General features: G+C 72.0%; 15 protein-coding genes and 1 pseudogene. 6 read left to right on the top strand and 10 right to left on the bottom strand.

What is annotated here, in order from left to right; all coding sequences use genetic code 11:
* Positions 1-136 precede the first annotated feature (136 nt).
* From ntrX to dusB, 5 genes are all read right to left on the bottom strand, one after another.
* Positions 137-1,522, bottom strand: a complete 1,386-nt coding sequence (ntrX, locus tag EPA64_RS00975) for a nitrogen assimilation response regulator NtrX (protein ID WP_134724371.1) — start codon at positions 1,520-1,522, stop codon at positions 137-139.
* Entirely contained in the window at positions 1,519-3,786 is a 2,268-nt protein-coding gene (locus tag EPA64_RS00970) for a sensor histidine kinase NtrY-like (RefSeq protein ID WP_246026546.1), read from the bottom strand. Before EPA64_RS00970 ends, ntrX begins: the two co-directional genes overlap by 4 nt.
* A gap of 84 nt (positions 3,787-3,870) precedes the next feature.
* Positions 3,871-5,334: a response regulator gene (locus EPA64_RS00965; RefSeq protein WP_134724370.1), complete on the bottom strand. Its 1,464-nt coding sequence runs from the start codon at positions 5,332-5,334 to the stop codon at positions 3,871-3,873.
* Positions 5,335-5,449: 115 nt separating this feature from the next.
* On the bottom strand, positions 5,450-6,574 hold the full coding sequence (locus tag EPA64_RS00960) for a two-component system sensor histidine kinase NtrB (RefSeq protein WP_134724369.1): 1,125 nt from the start codon (positions 6,572-6,574) through the stop codon (positions 5,450-5,452).
* The gene (dusB, locus tag EPA64_RS00955) at positions 6,571-7,599 is read right to left on the bottom strand and encodes a tRNA dihydrouridine synthase DusB (protein ID WP_134724368.1); all 1,029 of its coding nucleotides are present in this window, start codon (positions 7,597-7,599) and stop codon (positions 6,571-6,573) included. The genes EPA64_RS00960 and dusB overlap by 4 nt, the downstream gene beginning before the upstream one ends.
* Before the next feature lie 236 nt (positions 7,600-7,835).
* Here dusB and EPA64_RS00950 point away from each other — a divergent pair, with 236 nt between their 5' ends.
* The 4 genes from EPA64_RS00950 (at position 7,836) to EPA64_RS00935 (ending at position 12,876) form a co-directional block, all read left to right on the top strand.
* The gene (locus EPA64_RS00950; RefSeq protein WP_134724367.1) at positions 7,836-9,218 is read left to right on the top strand and encodes an L-serine ammonia-lyase; all 1,383 of its coding nucleotides are present in this window, start codon (positions 7,836-7,838) and stop codon (positions 9,216-9,218) included.
* A gap of 125 nt (positions 9,219-9,343) precedes the next feature.
* Positions 9,344-9,880 (top strand): hypothetical protein, encoded by a 537-nt coding sequence (locus EPA64_RS00945; protein WP_134724366.1) that lies wholly within the window; start codon positions 9,344-9,346, stop codon positions 9,878-9,880.
* Between the two features lie 114 nt (positions 9,881-9,994).
* Positions 9,995-12,235: a YjbH domain-containing protein gene (locus EPA64_RS00940; RefSeq protein WP_134724365.1), complete on the top strand. Its 2,241-nt coding sequence runs from the start codon at positions 9,995-9,997 to the stop codon at positions 12,233-12,235.
* Complete coding sequence (locus tag EPA64_RS00935) at positions 12,214-12,876, top strand: YjbF family lipoprotein (protein WP_246026545.1); 663 nt, start codon at positions 12,214-12,216, stop codon at positions 12,874-12,876. The genes EPA64_RS00940 and EPA64_RS00935 overlap by 22 nt, the downstream gene beginning before the upstream one ends.
* Before the next feature lie 145 nt (positions 12,877-13,021).
* Here EPA64_RS00935 and EPA64_RS00930 read toward each other — a convergent pair whose 3' ends face one another.
* The 4 genes from EPA64_RS00930 to EPA64_RS00915 form a co-directional block, all read right to left on the bottom strand.
* Positions 13,022-13,249 carry a hypothetical protein gene (locus tag EPA64_RS00930; RefSeq protein ID WP_246026544.1) on the bottom strand — a complete coding sequence of 76 codons (228 nt, stop codon included), beginning with the start codon at positions 13,247-13,249 and terminating at the stop codon, positions 13,022-13,024.
* A 200-nt stretch (positions 13,250-13,449) separates the two neighbouring features.
* On the bottom strand, positions 13,450-14,229 hold the full coding sequence (locus EPA64_RS00925; RefSeq protein WP_134724363.1) for a metal ABC transporter permease: 780 nt from the start codon (positions 14,227-14,229) through the stop codon (positions 13,450-13,452).
* Positions 14,222-15,055, bottom strand: coding sequence for a metal ABC transporter ATP-binding protein (locus EPA64_RS00920; RefSeq protein WP_134724362.1), 834 nt, complete (start codon positions 15,053-15,055; stop codon positions 14,222-14,224). The genes EPA64_RS00925 and EPA64_RS00920 overlap by 8 nt, the downstream gene beginning before the upstream one ends.
* Entirely contained in the window at positions 15,052-15,534 is a 483-nt protein-coding gene (locus tag EPA64_RS00915) for a Fur family transcriptional regulator (RefSeq protein WP_134724361.1), read from the bottom strand. Before EPA64_RS00915 ends, EPA64_RS00920 begins: the two co-directional genes overlap by 4 nt.
* Positions 15,535-15,609: 75 nt before the next feature.
* Between EPA64_RS00915 and EPA64_RS00910 the strand changes: the two genes are divergently transcribed.
* Together EPA64_RS00910 and hemP are read left to right on the top strand one after the other, a co-directional pair.
* Positions 15,610-16,509 (top strand): zinc ABC transporter substrate-binding protein, encoded by a 900-nt coding sequence (locus tag EPA64_RS00910; RefSeq protein WP_134724360.1) that lies wholly within the window; start codon positions 15,610-15,612, stop codon positions 16,507-16,509.
* 78 nt (positions 16,510-16,587) lie between these two features.
* Positions 16,588-16,755 carry a hemin uptake protein HemP gene (gene hemP, locus EPA64_RS00905; protein ID WP_134724728.1) on the top strand — a complete coding sequence of 56 codons (168 nt, stop codon included), beginning with the start codon at positions 16,588-16,590 and terminating at the stop codon, positions 16,753-16,755.
* Positions 16,756-18,081: 1,326 nt separating this feature from the next.
* On the opposite strand, the pseudogene EPA64_RS16610 reads toward hemP, so the two are convergent.
* Positions 18,082-18,630: pseudogene (locus tag EPA64_RS16610) on the bottom strand (pseudouridine synthase); the annotation flags it as partial.
* Positions 18,631-18,884: the final 254 nt, after the last annotated feature.

Raw genomic sequence — 18,884 nt, 5'->3', positions numbered from 1 at the left:
CGTCCATCACCCCCGATGAATGGCGACGGCTGGCATGCCCCCGGTCGCACAAGCCGCCCCATCTTCCTTGCTGAAATATCCCCGCCGGAGGCGCCGGAACCGCGCCGCAGGCACACCGCCCGCGGCCCTGTCCGCCTTACTTCACCATCGCGTCTTCCTCGACCCGCCCGCCGACGACGCCCAGCGACTTCAGCTTGCGGTGCAGGGCCGACCGTTCCATGCCGACGAACTGGGCGGTGCGGCTGATGTTGCCGCCAAAGCGGTTGATCTGGGCCAGCAGGTAATCCCGCTCGAACAACTCGCGCGCCTCGCGCAGGGCCAGCGCGGTGACATGGGGCCCCAACGCCAGCGTCTCGCCGCCGTCGTGCGACGCGCCCTGCGGTTCCAGCTCGGCGGGCTGGATCGGGCCGGTGCCGTCGCCCAGGATCAGCACGCGCTCGACCACGTTGCGCAGCTGGCGGATGTTGCCCGGCCAGCGCATCGCCTGCAGGGCGGCGACGGTCTCGTCGGGCAAGGCGCGGGCGGGCAGGCCCTGGCTGGCGTGGAAGCGGTCGATGAAATGGCGCGCCAGCTCGGCGATGTCCTCGCGCCGTTCGCCCAGCGCGGGCACGGCGACGGGGACGACGTTCAGCCGGTCGAACAGCTCCTGCCGGAAGCGTCCCACGGCGATCTCGGTCGCCAGGTCGCGATTCGTGGACGAAATCACCCGCAGGTCCACCCGCACCCGGTCGCTGCCGCCCGCGCGGGCGAACTGCTGTTCGGTCAGCACCCGCAGGATCTTGGGCTGGGTGCCCAGCGGCATGTCGGCCACCTCGTCGAAATAGATCACGCCGCCGTGGGCCTGTTCCAGCAGCCCCGGCTCGATCCCGCGCTCGGGCGTCTCGCGGCCGAACAGCACCTCCTCCATGCGCTCGGGCTCGATCGTGGCGCAGGGCACGGTGACGAAGGGGGCGTCCGCGCGCGGGCTTTGCGCGTGGATATAGCGCGCCGCCAGTTCCTTGCCGACGCCCGGCTCTCCGGTCAGCATGACGCGGCCGTTCGACTTGGCGACCTTGTCGAGGTTGTCACGCAGGCGGCGGAACGGCGCGGAATGGCCCAGCATCTCGGTCGAGACGACCTCTTTCCGGCGCAGCTGCGCGTTCTCGCGGCGCAGGCGGCTGGTTTCCATCGCCCGTGTGATCACGACCATCAGCTGGTCGATGTTGAAGGGCTTTTCGATGAAGTCATAGGCGCCCTGCTTGATGGCGGCGACCGCGATCTCGATATTGCCATGCCCCGAGATGATGACCACCGGCACGTCGGGGTTGTTGCGCTTGACCTGTTTCAGGATGTCGATCCCGTCCATCCGGCTGTCCTTCAGCCAGATGTCCAGGATCATCAGCGCCGGTTCCTCGGCGTTCAGGGCGGCCAGCGCCTCGTCGGCATTCGCCGCCAGCCTTGTGCCATAGCCCTCGTCCCGCAGGATGTCGGCGATCAGTTCGCGGATGTCGCGTTCGTCGTCGACGATCAGAATATCGCTCATGTGCCTGTCGCCTCATCGGTTCTGGTTTTGCGCGCGCCGGCCAGCCGCACCGGCTGGCGTTCGCGCGGCAGTCTGATTTCCGCCACCGCGCCGCGGTGGCCGTCCGCGTCGGGGGCGGCGTCGGTCAGGATCAGCTGGCCGCCGTGTTCCTCGACGATCTTCTTGACGATGGGCAGGCCCAGGCCGGTGCCGCCCTGCTTCATCGTCACATAGGGGTCGAACAGGCGGGACCGGTCCTCGGGCAGGCCCACGCCGTTGTCGGTGATGCGGATCGTGACCGTGTCGGGCCGCGCCTGCATGGCCACGCCGACGGTCGGCCGCCAGTCGCCGGGGGTGCGGTCGCGCACGGCTTCGGCCGCGTTCTTCAGCAGGTTGGTGAACACCTGCCGCATCATGCCGGGGTCGCAGTCCACGATCACCGGCCGGTCGGGGATTTCCACGGCCAGCGCCCCGCCCAGCGCGTCCTGCTGCAGCACGACGGATTCGCGCAGCAACCCCGCCAAGTCGGTTTCCTTGCGGTCGGGTTCCGGCATGCGGGCAAAGCGCGAGAACTCGTCCACGATGCGGCGCAAATCGCCGGTCTGGCGGATGATGACCTGGGTGTATTGGGCCAGCGCCTCGCGGTCCTCGTCGGTGGCGGCCAGCCGGCCGAACTTGCGCTGGATGCGTTCGGCGGACAGCTGGATCGGGGTCAGCGGGTTCTTGATCTCGTGCGCGACGCGGCGGGCGACGTCGCCCCACGCCGCCATGCGCTGCGCGCCGACCAGTTCGGTCACGTCGTCAAAGGCGATCACATAGCCCTCGACTGCGCCGCCTGCGGACAGGCGGGCGGCGATGCGGACCAGCAGGCTTTCCATCCGCCCGTCGCGGGTCAGCCGCACCTCGTCCTGGACGCTGTCGGCGACGGAATGGCCCAGCCGGTCGAAAAGGGCCGCGAACTCGGGCACGGCGCGGGCCAGGGGGACGTCGTGGTCCGCGGCCGGGTCAAGGCCAAGCAGCCGGGTGGCCGAGCGGTTCAGGAAGTCGATCTCTCCGGCCGCGTCCAGGCCGATGACGCCGGCCGTGACCGACGACAGCACGCTGTCGAACAGCCGCCGCTGGTCGTCGGTCGCGCGATAGCTTTCGACCAGCTCGGCCCGCTGCGTCTTCAGCTGGCGGGTCATCTGGTTGAAGTTCTCGCCCAGCGTCTGGATCTCGTCCCCGGTGTCGGACCGGGGCACCTGCACGTCCAGGTCGCCCGCGCCGACCTGTTGGGACGCGGCGGCCAGCCGCCCGATGGGGCGCGACAGCCGTTCCGCGAACCACAGCCCCGCCCAGATCGCCGCCGCCACCAGCAGCAGCGCGAACCCCAGATAGACCAGCGAGAATTCGAACAGCACGCGCGAGCGGGTCTGTTCCAGCTGCTGATACAGCCCGACCGTCGCCCGCGTCTCGTCCAGCAGGCCCAGCAGGTCGCCGTCCACGTCGCGGGTGACATACAGATAGCGGTTGGGCAGGCGCGGCATCGTCACAAGGGCGCGGAACTCGTTGTTGTCCCAGTCCTCGATCAGCACCAGCCCGTCCGTCTCGGCGGCCTGGAACTGTTCGGGGGCGGGCTGTTCATACCAGAACCGATAGCTGCGTTCGCCCCGCGCGCGGATCGCGCCGGTGCCGTCGATGACATAGGCTTCGCGCAGGCCGCGCTGGATCAGGCCCTGCCCCTCGGACAGGACGGCGCGCAGGGCGCCGTCGTCGATCAGCGGCGCCATGCGCGCGGCGTCGTCGATCACCCGCGCCAGCAGCCGCGCGTCGGCGGTCAGGTCGCGGCGGTGTTCGTCCTGATAGGCCTCGGCGGCGGACAGGGAAGTGGCTACAACCTGTTGGACGCGCTGGGAAAACCAGCCCTCAAGCCCGATGTTGACGGTCAGCCCCGCGAACAGCGCGACCAAGACCGTGGGGACCAGCGCGATGCCGGCAAAGACGCCGACCAGCCGCATGTGCAGCCGCGACCCGGCGGCGGCGTTGCGGCGCGCCGCGACCATGCGGGCCAGCCGCGCGCCGACCAGCCCGACCAGCAGGATCAGATAGATCAGGTCCGCCAGCAGCACCAGCCGCAGGGCGGTGCTTTCCGACGCGCTGCCCAGCGGCCCCATGACCGCATAGGTGGCCACGGCCAGCGCTGGACCCAGCACGGCAAGCGCCAGCGTCGCCGCGTTCTGCACGCGCCGCTGCCGGCGCAGCCGCGCCAGCCGGTCCCATGATGTCCGCGCAAGTGCCTGTGCCACCTGCCTGCCTCGTTCCGGTCGGCCGCTGTCGTCGCGGCTTACTGTGGCGCGGGCGTTACGCCGCCCGTCGCATCTGTGACCGTTTTACATCAGGCGGCGGCGCCGTGTCACCTCGATATTCAGGTCGCTGACCTTCTTGCGCAGGGTATTGCGGTTGATGCCCAGCAGTTCGGCGCAGCGCAGCTGGTTCCCGCCCGATGCGTCCAGCGCGATCTGGATCAGCGGCCGCTCGATCTCGCGCAGGATGCGGTCGTAAAGCCCGGCGGGGGGCAGCTGGTCGCCGTGCAGGTCGAAATAGCGCTGCAGGTGCTGTTCGACCGACAGCGCCAGCCGCCCGTTCGGCGCGGCGGCGGGCTGGGACGCGGACAGCGCCTCGGGCGCTGCCGGGCGGGCGGCGGGCCGGGCGGCGGGCGCACGCTCGGCCGCATGGTCGAAGGAGTCCAGCGCCGCGCGCACCTCGTCCGCGCCGATGCCGGGGGTGCTGCCGGTGACCGACAGGCGGCGCAGCAGGTTTTCCAGTTCGCGCACGTTGCCGTGGAAGGGATGCGCGCGCAGCACCTCGGCCGCGTCGTCGCCCAGGGTGCGGGCGGGCAGTCCGTTCACCGCCGCGCGGGCCAGCAGATGGCGCGCCAGCGGCGGGATGTCGTCCAGCCGCGCCCGCAGCGGCGGGACCGTCAGCACAAGACCGGCAAGGCGGTAATACAGATCCTGCCGCAGCCGCCCGGCCGCCACGTCGCCCATCGGGTCGGGACCGGTGGTGGCGACCAGCCTCGGCGCGCGGGCGCGGTCGGGGCCGGTCTGCGCGCTTTCGATCAGGCCGACCAGCCGGCCCTGCGCGACCGGGTCCAAGCCCGCCGCATCCTCGACCAGCAGCGTGCCGCCGCTGGCGCGCGCGACCGCATCGGCCAGCAAGTCCAGCGGATCGGCCGGGGTCAGCCGGACCAGAGGCGCGGCCCTGCGGTCGCCGAAATCATGCAGCGCGCGGGCGACGGTGGTGCGCCCGGACCCCGCCTCGCCCGCCACGACCATCGGCAGGTCGGCGTTGACCACGCGGGCGACCATGCGAAACAGCGCCTGCATCGCCGGCGCGCGGCCGACCAGCGCCGCCGCCGGATCGGCCCCGGCCATGTCGGGCGCGGTGTCAGGCGCGGAGTCCGGGGCCTCGGCCCCCTGCGCGCGGCGCGGACGGCGCGACAGCCCGGCGCGGACCCGCGCCATCAGATCGGGGAGGTCGAAGGGCTTGGGCAGGTAATCGAACGCGTCCGCCTCGGTCGCGCGGATGGTGGTGACGATGGTGTTCTGGGCCGAGATCACGATCACCGGCAGGTCGGCGCGCATCCGCCCGATGCGGGGGATCATGTCGATGCCGTTGCCGTCGGGCATCATCACGTCGGTGACGACAAGGTCGCCGCGCCCCTCCTCGACCCAGCGCATCAGCTGCGACAGCGTGCCGGTCGCGTGCACGCGGCAGCCGGCGCGGGTCAGCGCCTGCGTCAGCACCGTGCGGATCGTGCGGTCGTCATCGGCAATCAGGACGGTGCCATCCATCAGCGGCCTCCCTCGCGGCGGTTCGTGCAAACAGCGGGGGCTGCGCCGGGCAGGGCCTGCCTCCGCGCCGTGCGGATCGTGCGGTCGTCGTCGGCAATCAGGACGGTGGCATCCATCAGCGGTCTCCTTCGGGGCGGTTCGCGCGATCGGCGGGGGCGGCGCGGGGCAGCGACAGGCGGAACAGGGTGCGGCCGGGCTGGCTGTCCACGCGGATGCGCGCGCCGTGGTCGGTGACGATCTTGCCGACCAGCGCCAGCCCCAGCCCGGTGCCATTCTCGCGCCCCGAGATGAAGGGCTCGAAGATCTGGTCGGCGATGGCATCCGGGACGCCGGGGCCATTGTCCTCGATGTCGACCTGCAGGGGCAGCGGCTGGCCGCCGTCGGCCCGCACCGTGCCGTCATAGGCGGTGCGGATGCGGATCAGGGGGTCGGGGCCGGCGGCGCGGTCCAGCGCCTCAGCGGCGTTGCGCAGCAGGTTCTGGACCAGCTGCGCCATTGCGTCGGCATCGACCCGCGCCAGCGGCAGCGAGGGGTCATAGTCGCTGACGATGCGCGGCGCGCGCCCGGTCAGTTCAAAGATCCGGCGCGCGCGGTCCAGCACGTCATGGATGTTGACCGCCGCAAGCCGCGGCGGCGAGGTGTCGCCGAATCGTTCGACCTGCTCCATCAGCGTCACGATGCGCCGGCTTTCCGCCACGATCAGGTCGGCCAGGTCGCGGTCCTCGGGGGCCAGCCCGTCGCGCAGCAGCTGCGCCGCGCCACGGATGCCGGCCAGCGGGTTCTTGATCTCGTGCGCCAGCATCTCGGCCATGCCGATGGCGGCGCGGGCGCCGCGGCGCGGCGGCTCGGCCCCGTCGCCGTCGGGGATGATCGCGGCGACAAAGCCGCCACCGGGCAGCGCCGACAGGTGGACGGCGGCGCGGCGCAGGGTCCAGCCCCCCGCCCGGTCGCCGATCTGAAAGGTCAGGCGGCGGCGGTGGACGGGTTCCTCGGACGCGGCGGCGGCGGCCAGCAGGGCCGGCACCTCGACCGCGACGCGCAGCCGCGCGAACAGCGACGGGTCGTCCGGCGACAGCCCCCGGACGAAGCGCGAGGACAGGTTCAGCCAGTGTTCGGCCGCGTCGTTCAGGCGCAGAAAGCGGCCGCGTTCGTCGAACATGACGACCGGCAGCGGCAGCGCGGCGAACCCGGCCGCGTCAACCGCGTCGGGCGCAGCCACGCGGCCTTGGGCGGGTGTCATGCCGCCCGCCCCGCCAGAGGACGCCCCGCCGCGCCGGAAAAGACGGCGGCGATGGCGGCCCGCGCGGCGGCGGCATCGGGCGCGGCCATCAGCGCGCGGCGGGCGGCGGCGGGGTCGGGCAGATCGGCAGCCTCGGCATACCAGCCCAGATGCTTGCGGGCGACGCGCAGGCCAAGATCAGTGCCATAGTGCGACAGGATGTCGTCGTGATGGGCCGCGACGGCAGCGGCCAGTGCCGCGCCCTGCGGGACGACCGGCGGGGGCGCGCCGTGCAGCGCGTGGGCGATCTGCGCGACCCGCCACGGCGCCCCCTGCGCGCCGCGTCCGACCATGACCGCATCCGCGCCCGACGCCGCGCGGGCGGCGCGGGCGCTGTCGGCATCCACGATGTCGCCGTTGGCGACCAGCGGCAGGTCCGGGACCGCGTCGCGCACGGCCCGGATCGCGGCCCAGTCGGCGCGGCCGGTATAGAACTGCGCCCGCGTGCGCCCGTGGACGGCGATCATCCTGACGCCCGCATCGCGCGCCCGCCGGGCCAGGTCGGGGGCGTTCAGGCAGTCGTCGTCCCAGCCCAGCCGCATCTTCAGCGTCACGGGCAGGTCGGGAACGGCGGCCACCACCGCCTCGATCAGCGACAGCGCGCGGTCGGGTTCGCGCATCAGCGCCGCCCCCGACAGCCCGCCGGTCACCTTTTTCGCCGGGCACCCCATGTTGATGTCGATGATCCGCGCGCCCATGCCCGCCACGATGCGCGCGGTTTCCGCCATCGCCTGCGCCTCGCGTCCCGCGATCTGGACGCTGACCGGCACGTCGCCGCCGATGCGGGCCTTGGCACGGACGGCGGCGCGCGTGGACGGGCGCGGGGTCACCATCTCGGTCGAGGCGACCATCTCGCTGACCACCAGCCCGGCCCCGTGCGCGGCGACGGCGCGGCGGAACGGCAGGTCGGTGATGCCGGCCATCGGGGCCAGGAACACCGGCGGGTCCAGCAGAAAGGGTCCAAGGCGGATCGGGTCGCGGGTCATGGCTGCAAGGTCTGTCCACGGGGGCGAGGGCGACAGGGGCCGCGGCCGCCCCGGCACGGGACGAACGGCCGAAGACGCGCGATTGCCTGTTCGCGCGCAGTCATGCACAAAAAACAGGCAGCATGCAAACACGACATCGGGACCGGCGCGCCCTTGCCGCCGGGCCGGTATAAATGCGACACCATCCACAGGACCGCCTGGCGGTGCTGAGGCCCTAGGATGTGCAGGAGGCGCGCGTGTTCCTGTCGGTGTTCGATCTGTTCAAGGTTGGAGTGGGCCCGTCGTCGTCGCACACGATGGGGCCGATGGTCGCGGGGGCGCGGTTCCTGGACCTGCTGCGTGCCGCCCCGTTCCGCGCGCACGGCCTGCGCGCCAGCCTGCACGGCAGCCTTGCGTTCACCGGCAAGGGCCACGCCACCGACCGCGCCACCATCCTGGGGCTGGCGGGCTTCAGCCCCGACACGATGGACCGCGAGGCCGCGGACGCCGCGCTGTCGGCCAATGCCGAGACGCTGCAACTGTCCCCGCCGGGGCTGGTGCCGCTGCGCTTCGACCCGGCGCGCGACCTGATCTTTGACTTTGACCGGCCGCTTTCGGGCCATGCCAACGGGATGATCCTGATGGCCACGGACGCGCAGGGCGACGTGATCCTGTCCGAGACGTATTACTCCATCGGCGGCGGCTTCGTGATGACCGCGGCCGAGATGGCGGCGCGCGGCGACGAATCGCGCACCGACGCCACCCCGCGCGAGCCACACCCCTTTGCGACCGCCGCCGAGATGCTGGCGATGGCCCGCACCTCGGGCAAGTCCATTGCCCGGATGAAGCTGGAAAACGAGCGCGTCCACCGGACCGACGCCCAGATCCGCGAAGGGCTGGCCCGCATCTGGCAGGTCATGCGCGACTGCATGGACCGTGGGCTGGCGCAGGGCGGCACCCTGCCGGGCGGGCTGAACATCCGCCGCCGCGCGCACGGCATCCACCAGGCGCTGCTGGCGGAACGCGGCATGAACCTGACCGCGCCGCACGTCATCAACGACTGGATGTCGGCCTATGCGATGGCCGTGAACGAGGAGAACGCCGCCGGGGGCCAGGTCGTGACCGCGCCCACCAACGGCGCGGCGGGCGTGGTGCCGGCGGTCATCCGCTATTGGCTGGACCATGTGCCGGGCGCGTCCGAAAGCCAGCTGGACGAGTTCCTGCTGACCGCCGCTGCCGTGGGGGGGCTGGTCAAGCACAACGCCAGCATCTCGGGCGCCGAGGCGGGCTGCCAGGCCGAGGTCGGGTCGGCCAGCGCGATGGCCGCCGCAGGCCTTGCCGCGGTCCTTGGCGGCACCCCCGAGCAGGTCGAGAACGCGGCCGAGATCGCGCTGGAGCATCACCTGGGCATGACCTGCGACCCGGTGGCCGGGCTGGTGCAGGTGCCCTGCATCGAACGCAACGGGCTGGGCGCGATCAAGGCGGTCAGCGCCGCCAGCCTGTCGATGCGCGGCACCGGCGACCATTTCGTGCCCCTGGACGCCGCGATCGAGACGATGCGCCAGACCGGCCGCGACATGTCCGACAAATACAAGGAAACCTCGCTGGGCGGGCTGGCCGTCAACGTGCCGAACTGTTGATGGCGAAACGCCGCGCAGGGCTGCGGAAATCTGGGGCGGGCCTGCGCCCCGCGCTTGTCAGGGCAGGTGCGTCTGTCTAAGGCTTGGATCAAACAACAAGCCTTGAGCGACGGACAGGATCTGACATGAAACCCCGCCTTGCCCTGCTGGCGCTGCCGCTGGCGCTGGCCGCCTGCGACGCGCAGTCGATGGCCGATTTCCGCATGCCCTGGGACAAGCCCGCCGTCGCGCCCGTCGATCCCAACGCCCCGCCCAAGCCCGCGATCCCCGACCCGACCGGCGCCTCGCCGCTGGACCAGCCGCTGGAGGTGGGCGGCAAGACCGCCGCCGTCGCCACCGCCGAACGCGAGACGCTGGCCGTCACCGCCTTTGTCGCCGCGGGCGAGGGGTGGACGGCGGCCGTCAGCGACGGCTCGGCCCGGTTCGAGCGGCCGGGCGCCAAACCCGCCACGGTGTCGGTGCGGCGCGTCCCCTATGCGGGGGGCGTGGAATACATCGGCACCCTGAACAGCCAGCCCTTTGCCCTGACCATCCGGGGCGAGGATTGCGGCAACCAGCCCATGACCGCCTCGCTGCGCGCGAACGGCCGGACCTTTGCCGGCTGCGCGGCACCGGCGGCCGCTGCCGGTGCCGCTGCCGCTGCCGCCGCGCCCAAGGCCTGACCCCCCGTGGCCGGGCGGCCCGGCCGCCCCGCCCCTGCCCTTCTGCCCGGCCCCCCGGGCCACCGCCGCCAGACTGCCGGCCCGCCCGGTTCCGACCGTGAAAGGACAGACCCGATGACGCCCCGCCGCACCCGCCCGACGCCGCACACAAGCCGGTTGCTGGCCACGGCCATCCCCGCCGCGCTGCTGGCCCTGGTGCCGCTGAACGCGGCGCCCACGGCCGCGCTGGCCGATCCGATGATCGGCACGGTGATGAACCGCTATGGCCTGCCGGGCCTGATCGACACGCCCACCGCCGAGGTGCTGCCCGACGCCACGCTGGCCGCGACCGTGTCGGCGTCGCAGCTGGACCAGCGCACCGGGCTGACCTTCCAGCTGATCCCGCGGATGACCGTCGCGCTGCGCTATGGCAAGTTCGACAGCACCGAACAGCGCCGCGGCTATGTCCGCGACCGCTCGCTGGATCTGCGCTATCAGTTCCTGGACGAGGCCGAGAACGGCTGGCGCCCGGCCGTCGCCGTCGGCATCCAGGACGCGATCGGCACGGGGTTCTATTCGGCCGAATATCTGGTCGCCACCAAGACGATCAACCCGCGGCTGCGGGTCACCGCCGGACTGGGCTGGGGGCGGCTGGCGTCCTCGGGCGGGATCGGGTCGCCCATCGGCGACCGCCCCGGCCCCGACGAGGGCACCGGCGGCAAGCTGAACGCCGACCAGTGGTTCAAGGGCGAGGTGGCGCCTTTTGCGGGCGTCCAGTGGAAGGCAACCGACCGGCTGACGCTGGCGGCCGAATATTCCGGCGACGACTATGCCTGCGAGACGGGCGACGCGGACCGCTGCGCGCGCAGCGCCTGGGTCAGCGACGACGACGAGTTGAAGAACAACGTGAACCTTGGCTTTACCTGGCAGGGCGGGCAGGCGTGGCAGGTCGGCGGCTATCTGCTGGGCGGCACGCACGCGGGCATCCAGTTCTCGCTGGCGCTGAACCCCAAGCAGTCGCCCTATCCGTCCGGGCTGGAAAAGGCGCCGGCGCCGGTGCGTCCCCGCGTCGCGCCGGGCGCCGACCCCGAGGGCTGGTCCGGCGCCTGGTCGGCCGACCCGACCGCGCAGCCCGCCATCCAGCAGGCGCTGTCCGACGCCCTGGCGAAAGAGGGGCAGACGCTGGAATCGATGGTGCTGACCGCCAACCGCGCCGAGGTCCGCATCCGCAACAACCGCTATATCCAGCAGGCGCAGGCCGTCGGCCGCACCGCCCGGCTGATGACCCGCGCGCTGCCGCCGTCGGTGGACACGCTGGTCGTCACCTCGGTCGAGGACGGGATCCCGACGTCGTCGGTGACCATGCGCCGCGCCGACGTGGAACGGCTGGAGAATACCGAGGCCGGGCAGATCGCCGCCGCGGCCGTCCTGACCGACGCCGATCCGCGCCCCGCCGGGCTGGTCGGCACGCCCGGCAACCTGCCCCGGTTCCAATGGGGGCTGCGCCCGTTCTTTACCACCGGCCTGTTCGACCCGGACGAGCCGTTCCGCTATGAGGTCGGGGTCGCGCTGAGCTCCAGCTATGAGCTGTTGCCCGGCCTGCTGGCCAAGGGCACGATCCGCCAGCGCCTGTTCGGCAACGCCGAACAGGACGCGCCCGGCACGATGACCGTCGAGGAATACGAGGCCATGACCATCGAGGAGGTCACGGCCGAGAACGAGGGCGTCTATCGCGTCCGGTCGGACAGCCGGATGTATTCGGGCAACGACAAGCTGCAGGTGCCGGAACTGACGCTGAACTGGTATGCGCGGCCGACGCCGACCACCTATACCCGCGTGACGGTCGGCCTGCTGGAACGCATGTATGCCGGCGTCTCGGGCGAGGCCTTGTGGAAGCCGGTCAATTCGCCGCTGGGCCTTGGGGTCGAGATCAACCGCGTGCGCAAGCGCGACTATCGCGACGCGTTCGAGTTCCTGGACTACGAGGTCACGACCGGCCACGTCTCGGCCTATTACGAGTTCGGCCAGGGGTTCGTCGCGCAGCTGGACGCCGGCCGGTATCTGGCCGGCGACAATGGCGCGACCGTGTCGCTGACGCGCGAGTTCGCCAGCGGCTGGCAGGTCGGCGCCTTCGTCACCAAGACCAACCTCAGCGAGGACGAGTTCGGCGAGGGCTCGTTCGACAAGGGGATCATGCTGCGCGCGCCGCTGGCGTGGGCGATCGGCACGCCGACCAAGCGCACGGTCGGCGGCACGCTGGGGTCGCTGAACCGCGATGGCGGGCAGCGAGTCAAGGTCGATGGGCGGCTGTATGACACGATCCGCGAAAGCCACGGCACGCGGATGTATGACGGATGGGGGAAATTCTGGCGATGACCGTGACGTTCACCCGCGGCCTCGCCGCGCTGGCCGTGCTGGCCACCCTGACCGCCTGTGGCAACACCGCGTCGGATGGTCCGTCGAACCTGGGCATCGCGCGGCAGGCGCTGGGGCAGGTGCTGGCGGGCCGCCGGGCGGCCCCCGCCGCCCCCGCCCCCGATCCGCAGGCGATGGCGGCCGAGGCATTGGCGGTGAACAAGGGCCCGCTGATCATGGTGGGGCTGGAAAGCATGGGCACCACGCAGGTTCTGGCGATGACGGGCCAGAACGGCGGGATGCGCACCTATATGACCAAGAACGAACAGGCGGTCATCATGCGCGGGTTCATGCTGACGGGCACCCGCGGCCTGGGCAACGACCTGTCCGTCGCCGAGGCGGCGGGATCGGCCGCGCTGATCGGCGCGGGCCGGTCGGGTGCGGCACAGCGGACGATGCGGATCTATTCCGCCGACGGGCTGGAACGGCCGCTGGTGTTCGACTGCCGCATCGGCCCCGGCCCCCGCGCCGGTGTCATGGTCGAGGATTGCGCCGGCCACGGGCTGACCTTCCAGAACAGCTATCTGCCCGGCGCGGGCGTGTCGCGGCAATGGGCCGGACCCGGACTGGGTTACGTGACGGTCCAGACGCTGCGCCCCTGATCGGCGCCACCGAATGAAAATGCCCCGCCATTCCGGCGGGGCCTTTTTTTGTTCCTGGCGGGCGCGAAGGCCAGGGCCACCTGACCGGGCCAAAAGAAAAGGGCCAGTCCGAAGACTGGCCCCCATCAGAAATAACCCGGGTGGATTATTCGCCGGTGGTGTCGTCGTCATCATCGTCGTCGTCGTCCGAAGCGACGGCAGCGATCACGCCCAGCAGCAGCAGGGCGGGAACGACCAGGCCAGCGTTGGTCGAGGCGGGACGGGTGTCGACGACAACCGGCTCCACGTCGACGACGGGGGCAACATAGCCGCCGGCCATAGCGGTCGAAGCCGTCAGGCCGAGGGCCAGAGCGAAGGTAGCAAATTTGGTCATGATCATGCTCCGTACTTTTTTGAAGGCTGCCAGTCCGACAGCATCGAGGCGACAGTTGCACAAACCCCCGATCTTGAAAAGCGCGAACGCTTGTCTCGGTCGGCCGGGTCAGGGCCACTGTTGCATATTCGCCAACAACTTGCAGGGGGGTCGGTTCCGTGCCCGCGTGCGTTCCGCGCGACTGTGGCCGGAATGCGACTCTAGCGGCGGAATGCCGCCAGCGCGGCGAATGCCGCGGCCGCCGCCACCACGATCGACGGCCCCGCCGGCGTGTCCCAGCGCAGGCTGCCGGCCAGCCCCGCCACCACCGCGCCCGCCGCGATGGCGGTCGCCGCGGCGGCCATGCGTTCGGGCGTGGCGCTGACCATCCGCGCGGCCGCCGCCGGCACGATCAGCATCGCCGAGACCAGCAGCGCGCCCACGATCCGAATCGCGACCGCGACGACCACCGCCAGCGCCAGGGCCAGGATCATCCGCTCGCGCGCGGGGTCGATGCCTGCGGCCATCGCCAGTTCCTCGTTGACCGTCGCCGTCACCAGCCGCTGCCAGCGCCAGACAAGCAGCGCCAGCACCGACAGCGACCCCGCCCAGATCCAGCCGACATCGGTCCGGGTCACGGACAGGATGTCGCCAAACAGGAATGCGTCCAGGTTCATGCCGCCGCCGGGGGCAAGGCTGGCGGCGACCAGCCCCAGCGCCAGCGCGGAATGTGCCAGCACCCCCAGCGTGGCGTCCGCGCCCTGCCCGCGCCGGACCAGCCGCGCCACCAGCGCGGCCATCGCCAGCGACACGACCAGCACGCCGAAGCCCACGGGCAGATCCGCCGACAGCGCCAGCGCCACCCCCAGGATCGCCGCATGGGCGGTCGCGTCCCCGAAATAGGCCATGCGCCGCCACACCACGAACGACCCCAGCGGCCCCGCCGCCAGCGCCAGCCCCAGCCCGGCCAGTCCGGCACGCAGCAGGAAATCGTCAATCATGGCGGCAATCCGGCCCGTGGGCGTGGGGGGCGGACCCAACGGCATCGCCGTCGTGGCGGTGGTCGTGATGGTGGCGATATAGCGCCAGCGTCCCCTGCCCGTCGCCGAACAGCGCCCGATAGGCGGGCGCGGCGCTGACGTCCTGGGGTGTGCCCTCGCAGCAGATATGCCCGTTCAGGCAGACCACCCGGTCGGACGCGCGCATCACCACCAGCAGGTCGTGGCTGACCAGCAGGACGGCGGCGCCGGTCTCGGTCCGCAGGGATTCGATCAGGCGATAGAAATCGACCGTGCCGGGCTGGTCCAGCCCCTGCGTCGGCTCGTCCAGCACCAGCAGCTGCGGCCGCGCCAGCAGCGCCCGCGCCAGCAGGACGCGCTGGAACTGCCCGCCCGACAGCGCCGCGATCTGCCGCCGTTCCAGCCCCGCGACGCCCGTGCGCGCCAGTGCGGCGGCGGCCTGGTCGTCGCCCACTCGCTGCGGCAGCGACAGAAAGCGCCGCACCGTCATCGGCATCGCGGCGTCCATCTGCACCCGCTGCGGAACATAGCCGATCCGCAGCCCCGGCGCGCGCGTCAGCCGGCCCCCGTCCAGCGGCAGGTGCCCCAGCAGGGCGCGGATCAGCGTCGATTTCCCCGACCCGTTCGGGCCGACGACGGTGACGATCTCGCCCGGCGCGATGGTCAGCGACACGCCCTGCAGGACGGGACTGTCCAGCCCCGCGCGGGTCACGGTCAGGTCACGGGCGGCGATCAGCGGCGGCTGGACGGCGGCCGGGGCCGGCGGGGCAACGGGCACGTGGGCGGGCACGGTCACGGGCACGGTCATGCGGGTTCCAACGCGGCGCAGGCGGGGCACAGGCCCAGCGCCTCGATGGTCAGGCGTTCGACCCGGAAACCACGGGCGGTGCGCCCCAGCGCGTCGCCCGCGGGGCCTGCGTCAGCCTCGGCCACGCGCTGGCAGAGGCGGCAGATCAGGAAGGCGGGCGCATGGTCGCGGTCGGGATGGACGCAGGCGGCAAACGCGTTCAGCCGCTGAACGCGATGCGCAAGCCCCTGTTCCACAAGGAAATCCAGCGCCCGATAGGCGACCGGCGGCTGGTGGCCAAAGCCGTCGGCGGCCAGCCGGTCCAGCACCTCATAGGCGCCCATCGCGCGGTGCGATTCCAGCAGGATTTCCAGCGTCCGCCGCCGCACCGGGGTCATGCGCGCGCCCCGCGCACGCACACGGTCCAGCGCCGCCTGCAACGCGCCCCGCGCGCAGGCGCCGTGGTCATGATCGTGAAAGGCCTGCGTGTCGGGTGCCATGTGATATTGTGTCTTTTCCTGCCGACGTGATGGTATAACATAGCGGCGCCCCGAACCGCTGACAAGGACGCCCCGATGATCCGCCTGACCCAATTCCTGACCGCGCTGCTGTGCCTGCCCGGTGCGGCGCTGGCGGTGCCCGCCGTCGTCGCCGACGCGCCCGTCACCGCCTCGCTGGTGGCGGCCGTGATGGGCGAACTGGGGGCGCCGCAGACGCTGGTCGGCGCGGGACAGGACGCGCATGATCTGCAGCTGCGGCCGTCGCAGGCGTCGGCGCTGCGCCGCGCCGACCTGCTGGTCTGGGTCGGGCCGCAGATGACCGGCTGGCTGGACGGCACCGCCGACGCGATGGGGACGGATCGGGTGCTGACCCTGCTGGACGTGCCGGGAACCCGCCTGCGCGACGCGGCCGGCGGCAGCGATCATGGGCACGGCGACGGCGACCATGCGCACGGGCACATCGACCCCCACGCCTGGCTGGACCCGACGAATGGCGCGCTGTGGTTGCAGGCCATCGCCGAGGCGCTGGCATCGCGCGATGCGGCGAACGCCCCCACCTATCGCGCCAACGCCGCAAATGCGGTCGAGTCGCTGGCGGCGCTGGACGCCCGCCTGCAGGCGCAGCTTGCGCCCGTACGCGGGCTTCGCTTCGTCGTGGCGCATGATGCGTTCGGCTATTTCACCGATCACTATGGCCTGCGCCCGGCGCTGGCCGTGGCGTCGGGCGGGGCGGCGACGCCGGGGGCCGCGCGCCTGACCGGGCTGCGCCGCGAACTGGCCGCGACCGGCGCGGCCTGCGCCTTTCCCGAAGCGAACCACGATGCCGCGACCCTGACCACGGTGGTCGAGGGCAGCGGCATCGCCATCGGTCCGCCGCTGGACCCCGAAGGCAGCGGGCTTGAGCCGGGACCGCAGCTTTACCCCGCGGTGCTGGAGGCTTTGGCCGCCACGATCGGCGGGTGCCCGCAGCAATGAAGCTTACCCGACAAATTCGCTTTGACATAGGTTAGCGATTCCGTCAGGCTTGACTTAGGACAAACCCGGAGCCGCGCCATGACTGCCTTGAACCCGACCGATTTCACCCGCAGCATCGCCCTGAACATGCCGCTGCACGACGCCAACGCCCTGACCGGCGGCGGCAACCAGGCCCTGATCGCGCTGGGGGACCAGGTCTATAACCTGCGCATCACCCGCGCGGGCAAGCTGATCCTGACGAAATAACGCCCACCCCGCCGGACATGACAGGGGCCGCTGGTTGCGCCAGCGGCCCCTTTTTTTGGGCGGGTGAAGAAGTGGACCGGGGCGCTGGTGGTCAGTCCAGCGGCCCCGCATCCCTGGGGTGGAGGCCTCAGCCCCGCGGACGCCCCTGCCCGCCGGGACGCGGCCCGCCAGCGCGAGGACCGCCAGCGCCGCCGCGCGGCCCCTTCGGCCCCGGCTTCGGTCCCGGCCCGCCGCCGCGGGGTCCGCCCCCGGCCCCCGGCCGGGGACCGCCGGGCTTGCCGAACGGCTTGCCGCCGGGCTTGCCACCGCCCGGTCCCGGACGGCGCCCGCCCGGCCCACCGGAACCGCCCTCGGGACGCGGGGCGCGGGGCTTGTAGCCCTCGCGTTCGGGACGTGGAGCGCGCGGCTTGTAACCTTCGCCCTCAGCCCGGGGACCACGCGGTTTATAGCCGTCACCTTCAGTCCGCGGCCCACGGGGCTTGTAGCTCTCGCCCTCAGCCCGCGGACCGCGCGGCTTGTATCCTTCGCCCTCAGCCGGGGGGGGGGGGGGGGGTAGCCTTCGCCCTCAGCCCGGGGACCACGCGGTTTATAGCCGTCACCTTCAGTCCGAGGCCCACGGGGCTTGTAGCTTTCGCCCTCAGCCCGCGGACCGCGGGGCTTGTAACCTTCGCCCTCAGCCCGGGGACCACGCGGCTTGTAGCCTTCGCCCTCAGCCCGCGGACCGCGCGGCTTGTAACCCTGGCCCTCAGCGCGGGGACCGCGCGGTTTATAGCCTTCACCCTCAGCCCGGGGACCACGCGGCTTGTAACCTTCGCCCTCAGCGCGGGGACCACGCGGCTTGTAACCCTCGCCCTCAGCCCGAGGGCCGCGCGGCTTGTAACCCTCGCCCTCAGCCCGGGGACCACGCGGTTTGTAACCTTCACCCTCAGCCCGGGGACCGCGCGGCTTGTAACCTTCGCCCTCAGCCCGGGGACTGCGCGGCTTGAACCCTCCGCCCTCGGTCCGCTGGCCGCGCGCTTCGAACCCCTCGCCGTCGCGGCGCGGGGTGCGGGGTTTGCGGGGGCGCTCGCCCGCGTCGGGGCGGGGCGCGCGGGGGGGGGCGCCCTCGGGGCGTGGGCTGCGCGGCGGGCGGCCCTCGGTGCCGGTGCGCGGACTGCGGTCGCCCGCGGCGGCGCTGGCGCGGCCGGCGGCGCCAAGGGCGCGCGGGGCCTCGTCCGGGTCGCCGGTCAGCAGGCCGCCAAGCTGGTCGCGCAGGATGCGGCGGCGCACCTCGCGAACCTCGTTCGGCTCCATCCCCAACAGCTTGAAGGGGCCATAGCCGATGCGGATCAGACGGTTCACCTGCAATCCGACATGGGTCATGGCGCGGCGGATCTCGCGGTTGCGGCCCTCGCGGATGCCGACGGTCAGCCAGGCGTTGGCGCCCTGCTGGCTGTCCAGCTTGATTTCCATCGGCTGGAAATCCTCGCCCTCGATCGAGGCGCCGCGGCGCAGCGGATCAAAGGTCAGGTCGTTCGGCGTGCCATTGACCCGCACGCGATAGCGGCGCAGCCAGCCCGTCGCGGGCAGTTCCAGCCGGCGCTTCAGCTCTCCGTCGTTGGTCAGCAGCAAGAGCCCCTCGGAGTTCAGGTCAAGGCGCCCCACGCTCATCACCCGCGGCAGGTCGCGGGGCAGCGCGTCGAAGACCGTCTGGCGGCCCTTTTCGTCGGATTCCGACGTCACCAGCCCGACCGGCTTGTAATACAGCCACAGCCGCGTTTCCTGCGGCGCGTCCATCGGCTGGCCGTCGATCCTGACCTTGTCGGTGGGCAGCACGTCCAGCGCGGGCGAGCTGATATTGTCGCCGTTCACGGTGACGCGCCCCTCGACGATCATGCGCTCGGCCTCGCGGCGGCTGGCGACGCCGGCGCGGGCCATGACCTTGGCGATGCGCTCGCCGCCCGACGACTTGCGCGCGGGCTCGGGTGCGTCGCCCGCGCCGTCATCCCCGGCGTCGGCCGGTTCGGGGTCGGGCGTCTCGTCGGCATAGATCGCGGCATATTCCGCGCCGCTTTCGGGCGGCGGCGGCGCGACCATGTCGTCGTCGTCGTCGTCGTCGTCGTCGTCGTCGTCGTCGTCGTCGTCGTCGT

The sequence above is a fragment of the Paracoccus luteus genome (assembly GCF_004522155.1).
GTDB classification, from domain to species: domain Bacteria; phylum Pseudomonadota; class Alphaproteobacteria; order Rhodobacterales; family Rhodobacteraceae; genus Paracoccus; species Paracoccus luteus.
Note: the sequence above shows the minus strand (reverse complement) of the source record. Positions and strands in the feature narration are given on the sequence as shown.